The 18,062-nt window shown below is 34.9% G+C and carries 21 protein-coding genes; 3 read left to right on the top strand and 18 right to left on the bottom strand.

What is annotated here, in order from left to right; translation table 11 throughout:
- Positions 1-70: 70 nt before the first annotated feature.
- Entirely contained in the window at positions 71-673 is a 603-nt protein-coding gene (locus VK161_RS10765; protein WP_324214791.1) for a SprT-like domain-containing protein, read from the bottom strand.
- 2 nt (positions 674-675) lie between these two features.
- Positions 676-1,353: an SDR family NAD(P)-dependent oxidoreductase gene (locus VK161_RS10760; protein WP_324214790.1), complete on the bottom strand. Its 678-nt coding sequence runs from the start codon at positions 1,351-1,353 to the stop codon at positions 676-678.
- Between the two features lie 461 nt (positions 1,354-1,814).
- Here VK161_RS10760 and VK161_RS10755 point away from each other — a divergent pair, with 461 nt between their 5' ends.
- On the top strand, positions 1,815-4,691 hold the full coding sequence (locus tag VK161_RS10755) for a sensor histidine kinase (protein WP_324214789.1): 2,877 nt from the start codon (positions 1,815-1,817) through the stop codon (positions 4,689-4,691).
- Position 4,692: 1 nt separating this feature from the next.
- Positions 4,693-5,436, top strand: coding sequence for a LytTR family DNA-binding domain-containing protein (locus tag VK161_RS10750; RefSeq protein WP_324214788.1), 744 nt, complete (start codon positions 4,693-4,695; stop codon positions 5,434-5,436).
- On the opposite strand, the gene VK161_RS10745 is transcribed toward VK161_RS10750, so the two are convergent.
- The 15 genes from VK161_RS10745 to VK161_RS10675 all read right to left on the bottom strand — a co-directional run bounded on the left by VK161_RS10745 (position 5,433) and on the right by VK161_RS10675 (position 16,427).
- Positions 5,433-6,074 (bottom strand): hypothetical protein, encoded by a 642-nt coding sequence (locus VK161_RS10745; protein WP_324214787.1) that lies wholly within the window; start codon positions 6,072-6,074, stop codon positions 5,433-5,435. The two genes, VK161_RS10750 and VK161_RS10745, sit on opposite strands and share 4 nt — an antisense overlap.
- A complete protein-coding gene (locus tag VK161_RS10740; protein WP_324214786.1) occupies positions 6,074-7,108 on the bottom strand; it encodes a D-alanine--D-alanine ligase in 1,035 nt (344 codons plus the stop codon). Before VK161_RS10740 ends, VK161_RS10745 begins: the two co-directional genes overlap by 1 nt.
- 25 nt (positions 7,109-7,133) lie before the next feature.
- Positions 7,134-7,844 carry an NRDE family protein gene (locus VK161_RS10735; RefSeq protein ID WP_324214785.1) on the bottom strand — a complete coding sequence of 237 codons (711 nt, stop codon included), beginning with the start codon at positions 7,842-7,844 and terminating at the stop codon, positions 7,134-7,136.
- Positions 7,832-8,320, bottom strand: a complete 489-nt coding sequence (locus VK161_RS10730; protein ID WP_324214784.1) for a DinB family protein — start codon at positions 8,318-8,320, stop codon at positions 7,832-7,834. The genes VK161_RS10735 and VK161_RS10730 overlap by 13 nt, the downstream gene beginning before the upstream one ends.
- Before the next feature lie 62 nt (positions 8,321-8,382).
- Positions 8,383-8,772, bottom strand: a complete 390-nt coding sequence (locus tag VK161_RS10725) for a DoxX family protein (protein ID WP_324214783.1) — start codon at positions 8,770-8,772, stop codon at positions 8,383-8,385.
- A gap of 51 nt (positions 8,773-8,823) precedes the next feature.
- On the bottom strand, positions 8,824-9,282 hold the full coding sequence (locus VK161_RS10720; RefSeq protein WP_324214782.1) for a YHS domain-containing (seleno)protein: 459 nt from the start codon (positions 9,280-9,282) through the stop codon (positions 8,824-8,826).
- Between the two features lie 97 nt (positions 9,283-9,379).
- On the bottom strand, positions 9,380-9,817 hold the full coding sequence (locus VK161_RS10715; RefSeq protein WP_324214781.1) for a YHS domain-containing (seleno)protein: 438 nt from the start codon (positions 9,815-9,817) through the stop codon (positions 9,380-9,382).
- A gap of 11 nt (positions 9,818-9,828) precedes the next feature.
- Positions 9,829-10,725: a hypothetical protein gene (locus VK161_RS10710; RefSeq protein ID WP_324214780.1), complete on the bottom strand. Its 897-nt coding sequence runs from the start codon at positions 10,723-10,725 to the stop codon at positions 9,829-9,831.
- A gap of 1 nt (position 10,726) precedes the next feature.
- Entirely contained in the window at positions 10,727-11,146 is a 420-nt protein-coding gene (locus VK161_RS10705) for a DM13 domain-containing protein (RefSeq protein WP_324214779.1), read from the bottom strand.
- Between the two features lie 133 nt (positions 11,147-11,279).
- Positions 11,280-12,317, bottom strand: coding sequence for an Omp28-related outer membrane protein (locus tag VK161_RS10700; RefSeq protein WP_324214778.1), 1,038 nt, complete (start codon positions 12,315-12,317; stop codon positions 11,280-11,282).
- 122 nt (positions 12,318-12,439) lie between these two features.
- Positions 12,440-13,036, bottom strand: a complete 597-nt coding sequence (locus VK161_RS10695; RefSeq protein WP_324214777.1) for a peroxiredoxin-like family protein — start codon at positions 13,034-13,036, stop codon at positions 12,440-12,442.
- A 157-nt stretch (positions 13,037-13,193) separates the two neighbouring features.
- The gene (locus VK161_RS10690; protein WP_324214776.1) at positions 13,194-13,748 is read right to left on the bottom strand and encodes a carboxymuconolactone decarboxylase family protein; all 555 of its coding nucleotides are present in this window, start codon (positions 13,746-13,748) and stop codon (positions 13,194-13,196) included.
- A gap of 104 nt (positions 13,749-13,852) precedes the next feature.
- Complete coding sequence (locus VK161_RS10685; protein ID WP_324214775.1) at positions 13,853-14,443, bottom strand: Crp/Fnr family transcriptional regulator; 591 nt, start codon at positions 14,441-14,443, stop codon at positions 13,853-13,855.
- 3 nt (positions 14,444-14,446) lie between these two features.
- A complete protein-coding gene (locus tag VK161_RS10680; RefSeq protein WP_324214774.1) occupies positions 14,447-15,124 on the bottom strand; it encodes a Crp/Fnr family transcriptional regulator in 678 nt (225 codons plus the stop codon).
- 166 nt (positions 15,125-15,290) lie between these two features.
- Complete coding sequence (locus VK161_RS10675) at positions 15,291-16,427, bottom strand: acyl-CoA dehydrogenase (protein WP_324214773.1); 1,137 nt, start codon at positions 16,425-16,427, stop codon at positions 15,291-15,293.
- A 93-nt stretch (positions 16,428-16,520) separates the two neighbouring features.
- On the opposite strand from VK161_RS10675, the gene VK161_RS10670 reads away from it, so the two are divergent.
- Positions 16,521-17,585 carry an anhydro-N-acetylmuramic acid kinase gene (locus tag VK161_RS10670; RefSeq protein WP_324214772.1) on the top strand — a complete coding sequence of 355 codons (1,065 nt, stop codon included), beginning with the start codon at positions 16,521-16,523 and terminating at the stop codon, positions 17,583-17,585.
- 50 nt (positions 17,586-17,635) lie between these two features.
- On the opposite strand, the gene VK161_RS10665 is transcribed toward VK161_RS10670, so the two are convergent.
- The coding region (locus VK161_RS10665; RefSeq protein ID WP_324214771.1) for a T9SS type A sorting domain-containing protein at positions 17,636-18,062 on the bottom strand (427 nt) is incomplete at its 5' end.

The following is an 18,062-nucleotide window of genomic DNA, read 5'->3' as shown; positions in this document are numbered from 1 at the left end:
ATTAGTGATGCAAATATATTTATAATTCGCAGTAATCCATTGAAGAAACCAAACAATTAATTTTCCTTTTCTAGCCCGGAATTATCTCTACTTCTGCATTTGCATTGAACAAGTACACCTTACCTGTTTTGATTTCCAAACATTCGTAGCGTTTTACTCGAAGTCCTTTTTTCTGAAAAATACGTCCGTTTTTGATTCGGAACAAACTACCACTTGGTACTTCGTGTATGAAGTGGATATCGGTTTTCCGTTCGTCAAATTGCTTTAAAGCAAAGGCCAATCGTGCATCGGTATCACTGCTCGCAGTTGGATTTCGGAAATGATTGGCTACTAAAGGCAAAACTGAATGCGGAAAAATTTCAGGACGAATGAAGGGAATCATCAAGCGTTGAAACGTCATTTTCCATTCGTTGCCGTGCGGCTTAATCAATCGGCCGTACTTTTCATACGCCACCAAATGAGCAATTTCGTGAACCAAAGTAATTAGAAATCGGTACTTGTTCAAATTGGCATTAACCGTAATTTCGTGTTTACCATTCAATGCTCTTCGGTAATCACCATGACGCGTCTGACGTTCGTTGACAATCTTTAAATGCACCGAATTGGTTTTGATGAGTTCAAAACAAGAATGAACAGCGTGTTCGGGCAAATATTTAATTAAAACCTCACTCAAAACTATGGCGTTGAACTAGAAACCTGAAGGATTTTTCCGTTGTAGAATTGATTTCCTGTCAAGGCAAAATTGAAAATATAATCGGCCATTGCTTTGGCTGAAATGGGTGCTTGATAACCCGGAAACGCTTCTTGGAGCATTTCGGTTTGAACCGCACCTAATGCCAAAACGTTGAACGCAATTCCTTGTTCTTTATATTCTTCAGCCAACAATTCGGACAAGGTAATTAACGCACCTTTGCTGGAACTGTATGCTGAAAGTCCAGCGAATTTCATACTTCCTTGAATGCCACCCATCGAACTTATCGAAACTACATGACTGCCTTTTGATAAAAACGGAATGCAAATTTTGGTCAATTCGGCCACAGCAAAAACATTCACTTTATAGACGTTTTGAAATTCTTCTGAAGTGATTTGAGTAAACGGTTTATGCAATAAACTTCCAGCATTATGAATCACAACATCCACTTTTTTCCAAGTTTGAGTAATGAAATTTTCCACCTGAACTAGTTCGTCTGTATTCGAAATATCAATAGCCAAACAAGTTATATTGGGATTCTCAATTAATTCTTGAGGCGTTTTTCTGGAAATGGCAAGAACTTGATGACCTGATTGAGCAAATTGCAATGCCAATTCATAGCCAATTCCACGCGAAGTTCCTGTTATGATGATGTTTTTCATCCGTTAAAAGTATTGATTTTTTGGTAAAAATAGGAAATAAAAAATCCCGAAAGAAATTTCGGGATTACCCAACAAACTAAAATTAAAAAAACGTGATTATTACGATACCAATTGCGAAATAAATCGCAAAAATTAAAATTTCTAATCGGTACTTGTGTAAAGTCAATAAGAGTAGCTTCATTACTATTCTTTATATTTTTATGTCTCCTTCAGAAATAAGGATTTACGCAATGAACGAAATCATATCATTACTGAGTTATGCATTGTATACTTCGCATCAGTGCTTATTCAAAATTAATTCAATAACTAAAATCAATAGTTTAGAAAACACAAACGATGTAAAATAATTAGTAACTGACACCAAAAGAAGCATAAGTGATTTTGAATAATTCATAAGTGCAATTGGTTTTACTATTTTGTAATTTTATTATTAATACTTTTACTTTAATCTTTAGAAAAGAGTGCAAAAAATTCATCTCATAGTGGTATTTCTGTCCTGCCAAATTCTTTTGGCACAAGAACCTTTTTACATCAATTATTCTACTAATGATGGATTTCCGACTTCAATGGTATATTCTGTTTCTCAAGACAAAGAAGGGTTGTTATGGTTTTGCACCGATTCAGGATTAGTGAAGTACGACAGTCGTTTTTTTACCGTTTACAACACCAACAATGGTTTGACTGACAATGAAGTGTTTCAGATGAAAACCGATTTCAAGGGAAGAACTTGGCTTTTAACCCTCAACGGAAAACCATCCTACCTTTACAAAGGCGTTTTTTACAACGAAAAAAATTCTGCCTTAATCAGAAGAATTGCGGGAACAAGTTTGATGGTAGATTTGTTTCAAGATCATCAAAACAATTTACATTTTGCTTTTCGCGATGGTTATATCGCAACGGTTTTACCTGATGATCGTGTAGTAAAAAAATTCAGTTCATTTTCTTCCATAAACGGAATTTGGCTCAATACAACCGGGACAAATATTCTTCACGGAAAAGGAATTGTCAACCTTACTCAGAATAAAAAAATACTTTATAAATCTTCGGGTGAATACTTCCGAACGTACCATCAAGACGGAGTTACCTACTTTAGTGAAACCAACAAACTCTTTGAGATTGATTCGGATAATAACTTCAGAAAAATTGCTGAAATTCCTGAGAAAATCGAAATCATCAACATATTAATTCAAAAAAATAAAATATGGGTTTGCAGCCGTTCAGGTCTTTTTTTATTTGAAAATAATGTACTTAAAAAGCAGTTCTTTGAAAATTACGCTGTTTCCGGTTTACTTCAAGATTTTGAAGGCGGTTATTGGCTGACTACCTTGAAAAATGGAGTCATTTATGTGCCATCCTTCGAGGTTTTTGTGGACAAAATCAGTGCTGAAAATAACAACCTTAAAATAAATTGCATCAGTATCAAAGGAGATGAAATTTGGCTTGGCAGTGACCGAAATGATTATTATGTAAAAAAAGGAAAGTCATTTACTAAAAACATCATTTTATCCGACAATCCGAATCGGGTTGATCAAATTACCAATATTCGTTTTTTTAACAATGAAACGTACATCATCAGTAAACTTGAAATTGTAAAAATTGATTCAAAAGGAGTCAAAAAAAACTGTGGTTTTAGTGGCGATGATGTATTAATTGACGATGGAACTATCTTTATTGGTTCTACTTCTACATTCAAATTTTCTGCTAAAAACATTGACGAAATTGACATTCATAATTTTTCTCCTTACATTTTAATTAAGAAAAGAGGAACGGTACTTTCGAAAGGAGAAAATACAATTTGGATTGGAACCAACTACGGATTGTACAGCTATTCCAAAGAAGATTCGGTGGTGTTTTGGGGAAATCGAAGTCCAAAATTAGAAACATCAATTAAGGATTTGTTGTACGATAAAGAAGCAAAAACACTGATCGTCGCTTCAAGTTCAAAGGGAATCATTGCCATAAAAAACAATTCCGTCATACAAAAATTAAACTCCACCATCGGATTCAACAGTACGATTTGCAATACCATAAAAAAAATTGCTCCTAATTATTACCTTATCGGAACCAACAACGGTTTGAACTCTTTGAGTATTGAAGGAAATGCCTTTAAAGTACGAAATTTAAACTCTTTTTTGGGCATCAAAAATAAGAAGATAAATGATATCGAATTCCACAACAATTTGATTTATTTGGCCACTGACAACGGATTACTTTACTTTAATTTAAAAGACATTGAAGCGAAAAAAAGCATTCCGAAATGCCAAATTATTCACCTAAAAAACAACAATAAAATTATTAGTGACAAAAAGCCTCAATTCTCTTATGACAATAGCGACATCAGTATACAGTATGGCGGAATTTCATACATCAATCAAGGTAATCTCACTTATTATTATCGTCTTAACTCAAAATCAGATTGGTCAGCGAGCAATGAAACGCAAATCAATTACAAATCGTTGTCGCCAGGAAAGTATACTTTTAGTGTGTATTGCTCGAACGGATTCGGAATCAAAAGTAAAACTCAGACCATTTCCTTTGAAATTTTACCACCGTTTTGGCAAAAGCTTTGGTTCTTGCTTTTAGTAACGTTTCTTCTATTATCTGGAATTTATTTTTTCGTCAAAAACCGTTTGAAAAAACAACAAAAGCGTTTTGAAGAAGAAAAGAAAACCATTCAAATTGAACGAGACAAAGCCAACCTAGAAAAACAAATGGTCGAATTGGAGCAAAAAGCGTTGCGAATGCAAATGAATCCGCATTTTATCTTTAATGCTCTCAATACAATTAAAGGTTATTACACCGAAGGAAATTACATTAACGCAAGTACTTATATTTCGAAATTTTCAAAACTTTTACGCAAATTATTGGAAAGTGAAGAGCAAATCACCACTCTTGATAATGAAATTGACATGTTGCAGCTGTACATTGAACTCACGCAAATTCGTTACGAAGGCAAATTTGATTTTAGCATTGTTGTAAGTAATGATTTGAACAAAGAAGATATTTTGATTCCGAATTTACTTTTGCAACCGTTAGTAGAAAACGCTATTATTCATGGTTTGGGTCCGAAAGAAGAAAAAGGATTTCTAAAAATCGAATTTGTGATGAACGATGAGAACCTGATTTGTTGTGTAGACGATGATGGAATTGGTCGAGACGCAGCACTAAAAAAACAAAAAAATAAGGAACACAATTCTAAAGCGATGGAGATTACAACCGAACGATTGAAACTATTTGATCCACGTTCGACCATGAAAATTATTGATAAATTTGATGATCATCAAAAAAGTATCGGAACACAAGTAATCATAACATTACCCTTAAAATACAACTGGTAAAATGAGAACCCTAATTATTGAAGACGAAGCTCAAGCCATTTCTGCTCTCAAATCGGAGTTGAACTACCATTGCCCACAAATAGAAATTGTTGGTGAAGCAAAGTCAGTAAAAGAAGCGATTGAAATCATAAAGCAATTGCAACCCGAATTGATTTTTCTCGATATTCAACTTTCTGACGGATTGGGTTTTGACATTTTGACGGCTTACAAAGAGCATACTTTCAAAATCATTTTCACTACTGCTTACAGTCAGTATGCCATCAAAGCGATTAAATTCAGTGCTTTAGATTATTTATTAAAACCCATCGATTCTGAAGAATTAAAAGACGCAGTCGCAAAAGCACAGGAACATCCAAAAGATAATGATTTGGCAAAAATTGAAACGTTGATTTCCAATTTTAAATTAAAATCCGATCGAAAAAAAATCGCCTTGCAAACTTCAGAAGGCATTTCGGTGTATGAAATTGACACTATTTTACGATGCAGTGCCGAAAGTAATTATACGTGCGTCTATTTTGTCAATGGCAAAAAATCGCTTTTTTCCAAAACACTCAAAGAGTTTGAAGAATTGTTGGAAAATTCAGGTTTTGAACGCATCCATCACTCGCATATTATCAACCTGAATCATTTGGTGAATTTCATCAATAAAGATGGCGGATATGTAGTAATGAGTGACAAAAGTACGTTGCCCGTTTCCCAGCGAAAAAAGACAAACTTAATCAATGCTTTGAATAATTTAACCTAATGTTTAAGATGTTTTTTGTAAAACGAAAATGCCTGAAACAATCCCAAGCCGACAAACACAAGCGGAATGATGATTTTCATCAAATATTTGGCAAGAAAATCGGTTTGATTGGTAACGTAATCCAACGAAAGAATAAGTGCTAACATTCCGGCAAAGGTTCCAATTAACGTTCCAATCACGTAAAAGTATTTTCGTGATTTTGAAATCTCGATGTACTTGCCGTTGAGCAAATACAAATTCCAACCCGTCCAAAACGGAATTTGAATAAAATTAAGGCAACTCAAAATAACACCAACAACATAAGGCGAATAGTTGATGTATTTCTCTAAAGTCGAAGTTTCAGTGGTTTCTTTTGATGCGCTGGAATAAAAAACATACGCCAAAACAAACATAAAAATCACCGAAAATCCTTCAATGAATTGAATGAGTTTTTTGTTGTTCATCAATTGATTGGCAAAAATCAGCGTCAAATAAATCACCACACATTCGATGGAAATCACTCCCAATAAATAGAAAACAGTTTCATTCAAACCCAATTGTTTGAACACTTCGTAACCTACAACATTTAAGTAACCCAAAGGTATTGAACCAATGAAGCTGACTAAAAATCCGACGAATATGTTTTTGAGGTTTTGCATTAAAAGTTAACAATCTTATTACTTTGCTCCAAATGCAATTTATATTCTTTCATTCCGTCTTTATGATTCAAATACGGAAAACCGCGCTTGTGATTGGCTACGCTAATTTGATACATATACGTTATGTGTCGCGCTAATTCTTTCCATGCAAAAAAGATCGAATGCTTCGGATCGTAAATGTGCGTAGGTTCGCTTGCAGCTCCATTTACCTCAACAATTGAGAAGTTTTTTCCTTGTTCCAATTCATTCCAATTGTGGTACATCACATCCAATCGACCGAAATAAAACTCCGGAATTTGAAGGCAAATTTCATTGAACACATCGGTTAACTGCTGTGATATTTGAGCACTGGCATCGATGAATTTTGCTCCGCGAGCGTGATTGCCATACGGAACCAAATTGCGCTTCTCGCCTGCTTTCAACACTTCATTCAGTTGATTTCCGTATTCACGTTGCAAGGCATTCAATTGCAATTCATAACGCGGATTGGCTTTGATCAAATCAACCATTGTTGCCGTTCCGTTTCCTTCTACAATCAAATATTCTTTGGCTACTATTCCGGTAATTCTACCTTTTTCTTCATTTGGAAAACGAACATAGAAAACTCCGACTTCATTCTCGTACGGAATCAAATCTTGGACTAAATAATCAAAATTGGCTTTGGTATGATACGATTGCAACTCTTCTAAAGAATTGATTTTCTTCACCGCTGAACCGCGCAAACCGATATCGGGTTTGGCAATAAAAGGAAACTGAATTTGTGATTTTTCTAGGATGGCAATCACCTTTTCAAAATCGATGTTCTCGTGAATTAAATCGGTTTTAGGATAGTATTGTGGCGGAATAATATCATAGATTTCCTTTTTACTTTCGGCCATGAATCCACCGTTTTTAATCGTCGGATTGCACGCGTTAAAGAAGAAAATCGTACGTGCTTTGATGGCGTAAAAAGTCCATAAAAAATAAATAGGAATATAGACAATCTGAAACGGCCAATATTCCCAATGGGTAAGTTTGTGAAGAAATAGTCTCAAGTTTCAGTGTTCAATTTTAATGTTATTAGCAAATAACAAAGGTTGTTTCGCTGTTTTTTTGATTTTGTAAATCGTAGTGCGAAAGTACAACTTTATTTTCTTCAATTACTGTTTGAGTGATGCTGAGCGTTTTTAATTCATTGTTACGGTTAATGACCAAGCCATTTTGCTCATTGTGCTCTTCGGTATACCGATGAAAATGATGCATTTCGTTACTTGAAATGGTGCTTTTATCCTCTAAAAACTGATGAAACAATTGCGCTCTGTGTTCGCGAATATCTTTAGGATACAATGTTGAGGAAGACCAAATGTGTTTCTGGTCTACATCCAATTTCAACGTAGATTTTTCAATTTCGTTCCAACGTAACTGATGCAATGCTCCTTTTTCAAAAAGCACTAATGTAAACGGTTCGATGTTGTTTAGATTAATTTCGTTCCAAGCTTGCACAACCGAATTCGAACTGATTAAATCGAGGACAATTAATCCGCGACTTTTTCGATACGATGGTTTGAGTTGGTGTTTTTCTTCAGCGCCATTGAGCAATACCAAAACGGTTCCGTTTTCATTCACGGCATACCAAGTTCCGCCTGCTTTTTGATCTTTGGGAAAAAAAACATTCTTATTGTTGATTCGATAATTTCGGGGTTCAATGGCACTCGGACGGTGTACTTTTTCATCACGATTGGACGTGATTATTGTTTTTCCATTAGAAGAGACAAAACTTACTGTGCACATTGCTTTCTGTATTCAATTGTAGAACGTGCCACACCAAAATTTTCATCAATAACAATAGCATCGTTTTGTAAAACGGCTACTTTTATCAAGGCTTGGTGGTGAATGCAATGCTCTAAATTGTATAACAATTCGCGGTTGTAGTTACTTTCAATTAATAATTCTTCTCCATCTACAATTTGTTGCAATTGTAAATTTTTATTGGGTCGATCCAATTGATTTAAAACAGCAATTATGCTTTCTTTTGCGAAATCGGTGTCCGTTTGAATTCGGTAATCGCGGTTTCGTTTATCGTAATTCACCACTCCACTTTCGTATTGATTTTCAAGACATTGAAACATTTCAACAATGTGACGTGTATGTTCGCCAATAGTTGCATTACTCAAACCGTGACACGGACAAGCATAATCGTCATTGGAAAGTTGCGATAATAAATCGGTTAGTTCATTTAAGGTTTTCTGGATAGACGGAATTAACATAGGGCGCGATGATGGTTCTTTATGATGTACGATTTATTTTTTCAAACGGTTTCAACTGACAATCAAATTCTAAATTTCAACAATTCCGGAATTCGTTCTTTTTGATTGTAAATCAATACTAAGCAACAAAGAAACGTAATTATTGCCAAAATAAAAAGTGTGCCGCCATCGTTTTTCACTTCAATTCCTAAAATTAACAAATGGGACAGTAAAGCGCCAGCCATAGTTCCGGCTCCAATGATTGCTCCGAGCAATGTAGTACGCGGAATTAATATCAAAATTGACGCTATTAATTCGACAACACCTGAGCCTATTCGGCCAAAAGGTTCAATTCCTAAGGTCGAAAAAATGTACACACTTTCTTCGGCACCCGTAAATTTAAAATACAATGTTTGTAATAAGATGACTACTGCTACCAGCTTAATAATCCAGATGAATAATGGGTTTTTCATGGTTTTCTGTTTATTGTTTATGTTTTGTTGTTTTTAACTTGATTGTCATTTCTACTTGATGATTTTTGCCCAATTGGTATCTGCTTTTTTCTTGAGATTGGTTTCGTCTTTGTTCCAACTTTTTAAAGTGTTGTTGAAATAAGCATTGTAAAATAAGTACAACTTACCTTCGATGATTTTAAACGTTTCAGGATCAATTTCTACTTTTTCATTATTTGCGCCCATGGCATACGCACACCAGCCGCCGTATTGTGGCTCGTAAGATGACGGACTTTTTGCAAAAGCATCTTTATTGGCTTGCGAAGAAAAATAGTAAATTACACCTTCATAAGTAGAGGCCAATTCTTTTTTACCTTTTACCGCTTTTTTCTGTTTGAAGTACGCCACTGGATCATATCCTTGAATGGCTACTTTTTTTTCCAGATTGAATTCGGCCGCTCTTTTAGTCGCAGTTTGAGCGAAAGTAGTTAGTGATAGTAAAGTGACTACAATTAGAATTAATTTTTTCATGATGTATTGTTTTAGTATTATTATGATGCAAATATAAATCTGCTCGAAATTAGCTTTTGTCTGCTAGTTTACATTTAATTGAAAAAAGAATGAAAATTTACGATTTTTTTACTTCTTCCCAGTTTTTATTGGCCTTTTCAATTCGTGCTGACTGCTCTTTCAGCCACATTTCCTTAACTTTTAGATTGTAATTCAAGTACAATTTACCATCAACAATAGTAAAAGCTTCTGGTTCAATTGGAGCTTTGTAACCGTTTGACATTCCGTAGGCACAATAACCACCATATTGGGGTTCGTACTGAATCGGATTACTCAAAAATAAGGTTTTGTTTTTTTCAGATGAAAATTGATAGACTACTCCATTGTGAGTGACCGAAAATTCTTTTGTGCCTTTTAGGGCTTTAGCAGTTTCAAAGTACGCCACAGGATCAAATCCTTGAAGCGCTATTCCCTTCTCTTGATTATATTCAGTAGATTTTTGAGCTTGAGTAGTAATTGACAGTAATGCAATTAAGATAAAAATGATTTTTTTCATGATTGAGAAAATTAAAATGCAATTCGGTAGTGAACACTAGCCACAAAGCCGCGAGTTAATCCATCGGGACGGATTTCTCTGACTACAAACGGCGTTGCAAGTGACAATTCTAAACTGCTTTGTTTGTCTAATTGATAATTGGTGACTAAGTTTCCGTTGATGGTTAAACCATCCGAATTTTCTATGGTTTGGCGCTGACCAAAAATGTTTTCGTAGCTGTCTTCGCCTAAGTGATAAATGAATAAAACATTAGGTTTGAATGTGAGTTTTTCTTTGCTTGTTTTGAAAGTATACGTGGTACGAAACAAGGCGTCTGATTTTCGTTCGAATAAATTCGTTGAAGGAAAATCGGTAGTTGCAGAATATTCAACAAAATAGGAATTCTTGTTATTGTTAAAAACCGGAATTTGTAAAGCCGAATTGAAATCCCATTTCTTATACTTTAAATTGGCTCCCAAAAACAAATCGAATGTTCCTAAACTCGCTTGATAATCCAAAGGCAAAGAGAAATCATTGATCTTCAAATTGGACGCTGTAAAAGGAAATTTCCAACCTGTAAGTACACTCCATTGTTTATTCTTTTTTTCTTTGAATGTATAATTCCCTATCAAATAAGCATCTCCAAATGAAGCTCGAGTTCCGAAACTTCCATTCGCAGAGGAAAAAGTAACTTTGGCACTAAGAGCAATTTTTTCATTGAATTTTCGAGTATAGGAAATGTAAGGTGAAATGTAAGTGACATCAGCTTCACCGACACCATAAATAGTAGCCAACTCGATACTGTTTTTGTGTTCTTTTTCATTGGATTGAAATGCAGTCCCGATGGTGCAAATTCCGGCATCGCTACACCCTTGAGCTGAAGTGAAGAAATGAACGAATAACGTCAAAATAACGGTTAACTTTTTCATATTAAATTTCGTTTAAAAGTGCGATTGCAAATAAATGATTGTACTGTTGACAGTGAATGAGAACGTATTTGTATTCGTTCAAATTCACTTGTTGCGGAATCGAATAAACGGCTGTGGGAACCATATTTCCGAGATTGACAAATTCGGTTGGTGAATCGGATTTGGACAAATAAACTTTCAAATCGGGTCCGCTCGAAATGCTAAAACCATCTAATTTTAGTTGAAATTGATTTCCGTTTTGATAGACTTTTGGCCCACCAGCGACTGTGATTCCTGAAGTTGGACTAAAAACTCCTTGAAATTTTAATTCAGATGAATCGGAAATTGTGGTTGATCGGAGTTCGTTTTTGGTTAAATCGCCTTCTATTTCGCAAGAAGTCAATACAATCAAAAGCGAAAGAATTAAAAATGTTGTTTTCATAATTATTATTTTTTTATTAAATAAGGACTGAATTAAGCAATTGTGAGGTGGTTTATATTGCCTTTTATTTTAGAAATTAATTACTAAAAATCCCACCGAAATGGGATTTAAAGAAACAATCAAAACAAAACAATCATAGACTTTCTAAAATTTGTGTTTCGCCGAGTGACGCTTGTCTTACATTCAAAACTGAATTGTTGGTAGTGTCAATTAAAAATGCCACAAGCTTTACGTTGTTTGGATTCGACACGTATGAAGGCAAATTAAACGAATAATCTTTTGTTATTATTTCACCTAAAGCAACAATGGGTTCACCAGAAGTTGGAGTAACAATCGATCGCAATACACCATCGTATTCAAAATTTTGAATCACACTTGAACCTCCATACAAATTGGATGAATAATTGGATTGAGAGTGAATCAAATTATCTTCCACTACATACACAACTAATTTAGTTTGTAGTGCCGTATTTCCGAATCCTAAATCAACCGACATTGAAACAACACCCGATGTTACACTCGAATTAATAGCTAATCCTACCGCAGAACTCGATTCAATTTCATTGATAACTTGACTTACATTAAGGTATTGTGGAGCAGACCAAGTTAGAGTTCTATTGATTCTTCCCATTGGAACTCCATTAATATTTTGCTCTTCTGCCAACGTGTTTCCGTGAGAAGTAATAAACGGATCATTTCCAAAAAGATGAATCTGAACGGATACTTCTTTATCGGTTTGTTGTTTGAGTAATTCTGTTCCGTAAAGTATTAACGGACAATTTCCACACCATGTTCCTGAATATTCTTCGACTAAAACGCGGTGTACAAATTGACTTACTGTCGTTTGTGGATTGACAACATTAATTTCAATTGTATTACTTGTGGTATTTTGATATACAGCTTTGATGGTATAGCTTCCTTCAGCAGGAAAAGTGTAGGTATTTGATGGAAGTTCGATATTATTAACATAAAATACACTCTGAAGCGTAACGTTAGTTGATGGGTTAGAAAATGCCGAAAAAGTGACTGTCTCTCCCACAACCGTTTGGTTTTGGCTGACATACAAAGTGATGTTTGACGCATTTTGATCAATAACTACAGCGTCTGAACATGCCGTAAACACTATAACGAGCAACAACATGACTGATTTTACTATTGCATTTGTTTTCATAATTTCTTTTTTTTTGTAAAACTAATACACGCTCTTCTTTGGATTTGTCAGTTACATGACAGTTGATTGGAAAATTACCCATACAGCAATGTGACTAAAGTTTTCTAGTAGAGAGAATGATTCTATTTCAAGGCCTTAGCTGCTGAGAGCAATAATTCAGATGAAATTCGATTCTTAAAATCGGGTGTGATGTGCTCAAATTTGATGCTTCCGTCTTTATCTATAATCAAAACCGTTGGCACGGGAAGAAAAGATTGATTTAACCCATCGGAACCTTTCGTAATAATTGGTAAATAATTCTCTGGTGATTGAAAAGCAATACCCACTGCTTTTGAAAATTCGCCTTTGCTATCGGATAATAAAGTGTACTTCAGTTTTTCTTTTTCGGTTGTGCTCTGCAATTGTTTTGGTGCATCTGGGCTCACGGCTACCAATTGATATCCTAACAGGAGCAATTCGCTTTCGGCTTCCGACAGAGCCGATAATTGAACATTGCAATACGGACACCATCCACCACGGTAAAAAACAAGAATCGTTTTTTTCCCAAGTAATACGGAGGACAAATCGATTTTTTTATTTTCTGATGAAGTCAACGTCATCATTGGAATTTTTTCGCCAATAAGTAATGGTGAAACATCAAAAGCCGTTTTGGGCAAATCGTTTTGAGCTGATAAGGTCTGGATTACAAGTACAAAAGTGGCAATTAGTAGCTTTTTCATAATTTCTTTTTAAAATTTTATCATTTCAAAAATAAAAACTGTGAGCTGGGGTATTTGTCAGCTAGTTTACAATTGAGGAGAAATTTAAGAAAAGACTGAAAAATACCGTACTTTCCAATCTTTTCCTTACAGGATAGAAATATTCATTCTATCTGAATTATAAACTCGGAACCTCAGGCCAGTCTACTGGAATTTGAGTGATATTATGAAAATAATTACTAATGATTTTATCACCAACAACCATAATAATATCGACTAAATTAGCCTTATTGTATCCTGCGTTAAATAATGTAGTTAACACTTTTTCAGATGGTCTGCCACGGTTAATAGCTACTTCTTTTACAAATTTTGATAACGCATCGTATTTGGTATCGAATGAAATTTGAGCTCTTCTGATTTCAATAATTTGCTCATCAGAAAAACCGTGCATTTTAGAAATAAAAGTATGAGCCGGAACGCAATATTTACAATCATTTACCTGACTTACCACCAAATTAATAATTTCTCTCTCTTTGGCTGTTAAAGTACTTTTTCGGTTTTGCAAGGTGAGATAATCTCCTAAAGCTGTTTCGTTGTAAGCAAAAGTGGCATACAAATTGGGAACTTTACCAAAATTTTTGGTCATCATATAGAAGATGCCTTGATTGTTTTCAGAAACTTCGTCACGGGTTGGAACAGTGAAGTGTACTACTTCGTTTTCTTGTGTATTCATCGTTTTAATTTTTAATTTGTTAAACATTGTTTTGAACAAGACAAAATTGCGATGAAACGTTAAGAAGGGAAATGAAGTAGATTAGGAAATTAAGTTGAACTAGTTCAAGATTTCTTAGAAATTCTTTTGTTTCGTATTTTAGAGAGGAATTCTGTTGACATTCCCAAGTAAGACGCCAAGGCATATTGAGGTACACGTTGAACTACTTTCGGGTATTTTTCAACAAATTCCTCATAGCGTTCTTCGGCTGTTTTACTCAAAGCGGATAACATTCGCTTTTGAAGAAATGCAAATGATCTTTCAGTTATTATTCTGAAGAATTTTTCAAACTTTGGATTTGTTTCTTTCAGTAATTGTTCCGCATTGTAGTCTAATTGAATGATAACTCCATCCTCTAACGATTCTACAAAAAGTGTAGCAGGTTGTTGAAATATATAACTGTTATAATCGGAAATCCACCAATCATCAATAGCAAAAGCGATGGTATGATCTTGCCCTTCATTGCCTATTAAATAAGCACGAAAAGTTCCTGAAACAACATACGTTCTGTATTTACAGACAAAATCAGGTTGAACAATGTATTGCCTTTTTTTTACTTTAACAACCTTAACGAGAGAACACAAATAGTCTTCTTCCTCTTGAGTAAGATCAATATAGCGCTTAAAATAATTCACGAAAAATTGAAATTCTTGCATTCGCTACAACTTATTAATATCGTCGATGATGATTTCTTTACGGGTGTAGTAAATAAGGTTCTTTTCTTCCAATTCATTGAGTAATGAAGTAGCTGTTTGTCTAGAAGTACAGATGATTTGTGCAATATCGTTTTGGGTAAGATAGTTTTCAAGAGTCACTTTATTGCCTTCTATTTTGCCTTCGCGTTCGGACCAATCTTTCAAAAAAGTAATCAGTCGTGTTTTGGCATCTTTCGACACTAAATTGGCGTAATTATTTTTGATGCGTTTCATCTTCAACCCTACAAATTTGGTATAGGATAAAGCTAAGGTGGGATTTCGAACCAGTAAATCTTCAAAATCGGAAAGCAAAAAACTACAAATGGATACTTCATCGGTGAGTGCTTTTGCGTATTCGTTAACCTCATTGTCTTTTTCTAGTGATAATTCGCCAAATAAATCGCCTTTCTGAAGAATTTCTTTGATGGTTTCGTTGCCTTCATCGTCAACAGAAACAATTTTGATATTGCCTTTTTTGAGCAAAAATATGCGTGGCACATCCGAAGAAGAAAAATAAATTACGTCGCCTTTTTTGGCTTTTTTAAAACCCGTAATAATGCAGAGTTGCTTGATTTGCGACATACTCAATGTCCAAAACAATTTATGATCACGCAAATACCAGTATTTTAATTCTTCGTACATTGGAAGTTGTTTAGGTAAATGTAGTAAATTTTATTTTTCAAACCATTAAGAAATTAATTTTCATTAAGTCAAAAATAATTTTAAAATACTTCCTTATTTTTATAAAACAGAAAAACCATTAAGAAACTAATATCTTAATGGTTTTTACATTATATCTTCTGGGAAATTAAACCAATCCTCTTGATATTACAATGCGTTGAATTTCGGAAGTTCCTTCATAAATCTGAGTAATTTTAGAATCACGCATCATACGCTCAACGTGGTATTCTGCCACATAACCGTTTCCACCGTGAATTTGAACGGCTTCGTTAGCCACTTCCAAAGCAATTTCAGAAGCATATAATTTAGCCATCGCTCCAGAGTGTGCGATGTCTTTTCCTTCGTCTTTTTCGCAAGCAGCTTTCATAACTAACAAACGAGCAGCAGTAACTTTCACGTACATATCAGCTAATTTGAAAGCAATGGCTTGGTGATTGAAAATTTCTTTACCAAATGCTTTTCTCTCTTTCGAATATTTTAAAGCGATTTCGTAGGCTCCAGTGGCAATTCCGAGTGCTTGAGAAGCAATTCCAATGCGTCCGCCGTTAAGCACATTCATTGCAAAGCTAAAACCAAACCCATCCTCGCCAATTCTATTTTCTTTGGGAACTTTCACATCCGTAAACATTAAGGAGTGTGTATCGCTTCCGCGGATTCCCATTTTCTTTTCTTTTGGACCGATTTCAAAACCTGGCCATCCTTTTTCCACTATGAATGCGTTGATTCCTTTGTGTCCTTTTTCAACGTCCGTTTGCGCAATTACAAGATACGTTGAAGCGGTTGAGCCATTGGTAATCCAGTTTTTGGTACCGTTTAACAAATAGTGGTCACCTTTATCAATTGCTGTTGTTTTTTGCGAAGTTGCGTCACTTCCTGCTTCAGGTTCTGAAAGGCAAAAAGCTCCGATCACTTCACCTTTGGCAAGTGGCACAAGGTATTTCATTTTTTGTTCCTCGCTACAGTATTTTTCCATTCCCGCACAAACTAACGAGTTGTTCACCGACATGATGACAGCAGCAGAAGCGTCAACTTTTGCTATTTCGGTCATTGCCAAAACGTACGATACACTGTCTAAACCAGCGCCACCGTATTTTGGGTCGACCATCATTCCTAAAAAGCCCAATTCAGCCATCATTTTCACTTGCTCAGTTGGAAATTTTGAGTGTTCGTCTCTTTCAATTACACCTGGTAATAGTTCGTTTTGAGCAAAATCTCTGGCTGCTTGCTGAATCATTAAATGCTCTTCGGTAAGATTAAAATCCATATTTTTGATAAAATAATTAGTACATTTTTTGTTTGAGACTTCAAAAGTAACCTATTTTTGACAAAATTTCAAACGATTTCGTAAATTTAGATTATGTTTAAAGATTCGTATAAAGTGATGGGTGTGATGAGTGGAACTTCGCTTGATGGTATTGACTTGGCGTACATTCATTTTACTATAAAAAACCAAAAATGGTCGTTTGAAATTCTCAAATCAACCACGGTTTCCTACCCAATGGATTGGTTAAACAAATTGAAGATTGCAGTTGGTTTTTCAAAAGAAGAGCTGAGTACTTTGAATGAAGAATACACTGATTTTTTGGGAAATACCATTCATAATTTCATTGAAAAAAACTTTATTTCTGAACTTGATGCTGTTTGTTCGCACGGACACACTATTTTGCATCAACCACAAAATGGTTTCACTTTACAGATTGGAAATTTACCTAAAATTTCAAGAATTATTAATCAAACAACTGTTTGTGATTTTCGAGTTCAAGATGTAGAATTGGGTGGACAAGGCGCACCTTTGGTTCCGATTGGTGATCGAATTTTATTTTCAGAATACGATTATTGTCTGAATTTAGGTGGATTTTCGAATGTTTCTTTTGAGGATAATGGAAAGCGAATTGCTTTTGATATTTCGCCTGTCAATACGGTTTTGAATTTTTATGCGAATACTTTTGGTTTGAATTATGACGATAAAGGTCAGTTGGCGCGTTCGGGAAATTTGAATAACGATTTGCTAAATGAATTGAACAGTTTAGAATATTACAGAAAATCGTATCCAAAATCGTTGGGATTTGAGTTTGTAAAGGAAGTAGTTTTACCATTAATAGAACGCTTTTCGATTGATAGCAAAGACAAAATGCATACTTTTATTGAACACATTGCCATTCAAACGGCATTCGCATTACCCAAAAAAGAAGGAAAATTATTGATTACGGGCGGTGGCGCTTACAATGATTTTTTGATTGAGCTCATGCAAGTACACTTACCTAAAATTTCCATTACTATTCCTGATGCTAAAACCATTGAATTCAAAGAAGCATTGATTTTTGCTTTGCTTGGTGTTTTGAAACTACGAAATGAAATTAATGTTTTGAGTAGTGTAACTGGAGCGAAATACGACCACAGTAGCGGATGTATCTACCAATAAAAAAACCTTCCCAAAATTGAGAAGGTTTTAGTATTTAATTCTAAAAGAGTTTATCTTTTAATCACTCGAAGTGTTTTTACTTCATCACCTTGAGATACAATCACATTGTACACTCCCGATGGATAAGTAGCTCCGATTTGTAGTTCAGAAATAGTGGTTGCATCCACTTCTCTGCTTTCTACCAACTTACCTAAGATATCGTATACTTTCACTTGGATGCTTTCTTCTGTTGAAGCGGTAACTTCTAATCCGAAACTTTCTCCAAATGGATTTGGTGATACAATAGCACTAAATGCTAATGCAGGTTTTGTTGTTTCGGTTGCTCTTGCTGAACCAGGAGTAGTAAGTGTACATACTTTTCCGAATGGTCCAAACACGCCTCCAATTTCGATACTTACTTGTACTGAATAGGTTTCTCCTGCTACTAAGCCCGGAACGGTGTTCAATGCAAACGAACGAAGTGGTTTGTCAAATTGA

Origin of the sequence: Flavobacterium sp. (assembly GCF_035299245.1) — a bacterium.
Taxonomy (GTDB): domain Bacteria; phylum Bacteroidota; class Bacteroidia; order Flavobacteriales; family Flavobacteriaceae; genus Flavobacterium.
Note: the sequence above shows the minus strand (reverse complement) of the source record. Positions and strands in the feature narration are given on the sequence as shown.

Excerpts from the sequence above, each read along its gene's own strand:
- VK161_RS10670 (WP_324214772.1), top strand. The coding sequence starts at position 16,521 with ATGTTTAAAGATTCGTATAAAGTGATGGGTGTGATGAGTGGAACTTCG.
- VK161_RS10730 (WP_324214784.1), bottom strand. The coding sequence starts at position 8,320 with ATGTTAATTCCGTCTATCCAGAAAACCTTAAATGAACTAACCGATTTA.
- VK161_RS10700 (WP_324214778.1), bottom strand. The coding sequence starts at position 12,317 with ATGAAAACAAATGCAATAGTAAAATCAGTCATGTTGTTGCTCGTTATA.
- VK161_RS10675 (WP_324214773.1), bottom strand. The coding sequence starts at position 16,427 with ATGGATTTTAATCTTACCGAAGAGCATTTAATGATTCAGCAAGCAGCC.
- VK161_RS10750 (WP_324214788.1), top strand. The coding sequence starts at position 4,693 with ATGAGAACCCTAATTATTGAAGACGAAGCTCAAGCCATTTCTGCTCTC.
- VK161_RS10720 (WP_324214782.1), bottom strand. The coding sequence starts at position 9,282 with ATGAAAAAATTAATTCTAATTGTAGTCACTTTACTATCACTAACTACT.
- VK161_RS10710 (WP_324214780.1), bottom strand. The coding sequence starts at position 10,725 with ATGAAAAAGTTAACCGTTATTTTGACGTTATTCGTTCATTTCTTCACT.
- VK161_RS10725 (WP_324214783.1), bottom strand. The coding sequence starts at position 8,772 with ATGAAAAACCCATTATTCATCTGGATTATTAAGCTGGTAGCAGTAGTC.
- VK161_RS10705 (WP_324214779.1), bottom strand. The coding sequence starts at position 11,146 with ATGAAAACAACATTTTTAATTCTTTCGCTTTTGATTGTATTGACTTCT.
- VK161_RS10735 (WP_324214785.1), bottom strand. The coding sequence starts at position 7,844 with ATGTGCACAGTAAGTTTTGTCTCTTCTAATGGAAAAACAATAATCACG.
- VK161_RS10760 (WP_324214790.1), bottom strand. The coding sequence starts at position 1,353 with ATGAAAAACATCATCATAACAGGAACTTCGCGTGGAATTGGCTATGAA.
- VK161_RS10690 (WP_324214776.1), bottom strand. The coding sequence starts at position 13,748 with ATGAATACACAAGAAAACGAAGTAGTACACTTCACTGTTCCAACCCGT.
- VK161_RS10680 (WP_324214774.1), bottom strand. The coding sequence starts at position 15,124 with ATGTACGAAGAATTAAAATACTGGTATTTGCGTGATCATAAATTGTTT.
- VK161_RS10715 (WP_324214781.1), bottom strand. The coding sequence starts at position 9,817 with ATGAAAAAAATCATTTTTATCTTAATTGCATTACTGTCAATTACTACT.
- VK161_RS10685 (WP_324214775.1), bottom strand. The coding sequence starts at position 14,443 with ATGCAAGAATTTCAATTTTTCGTGAATTATTTTAAGCGCTATATTGAT.
- VK161_RS10695 (WP_324214777.1), bottom strand. The coding sequence starts at position 13,036 with ATGAAAAAGCTACTAATTGCCACTTTTGTACTTGTAATCCAGACCTTA.
- VK161_RS10745 (WP_324214787.1), bottom strand. The coding sequence starts at position 6,074 with ATGCAAAACCTCAAAAACATATTCGTCGGATTTTTAGTCAGCTTCATT.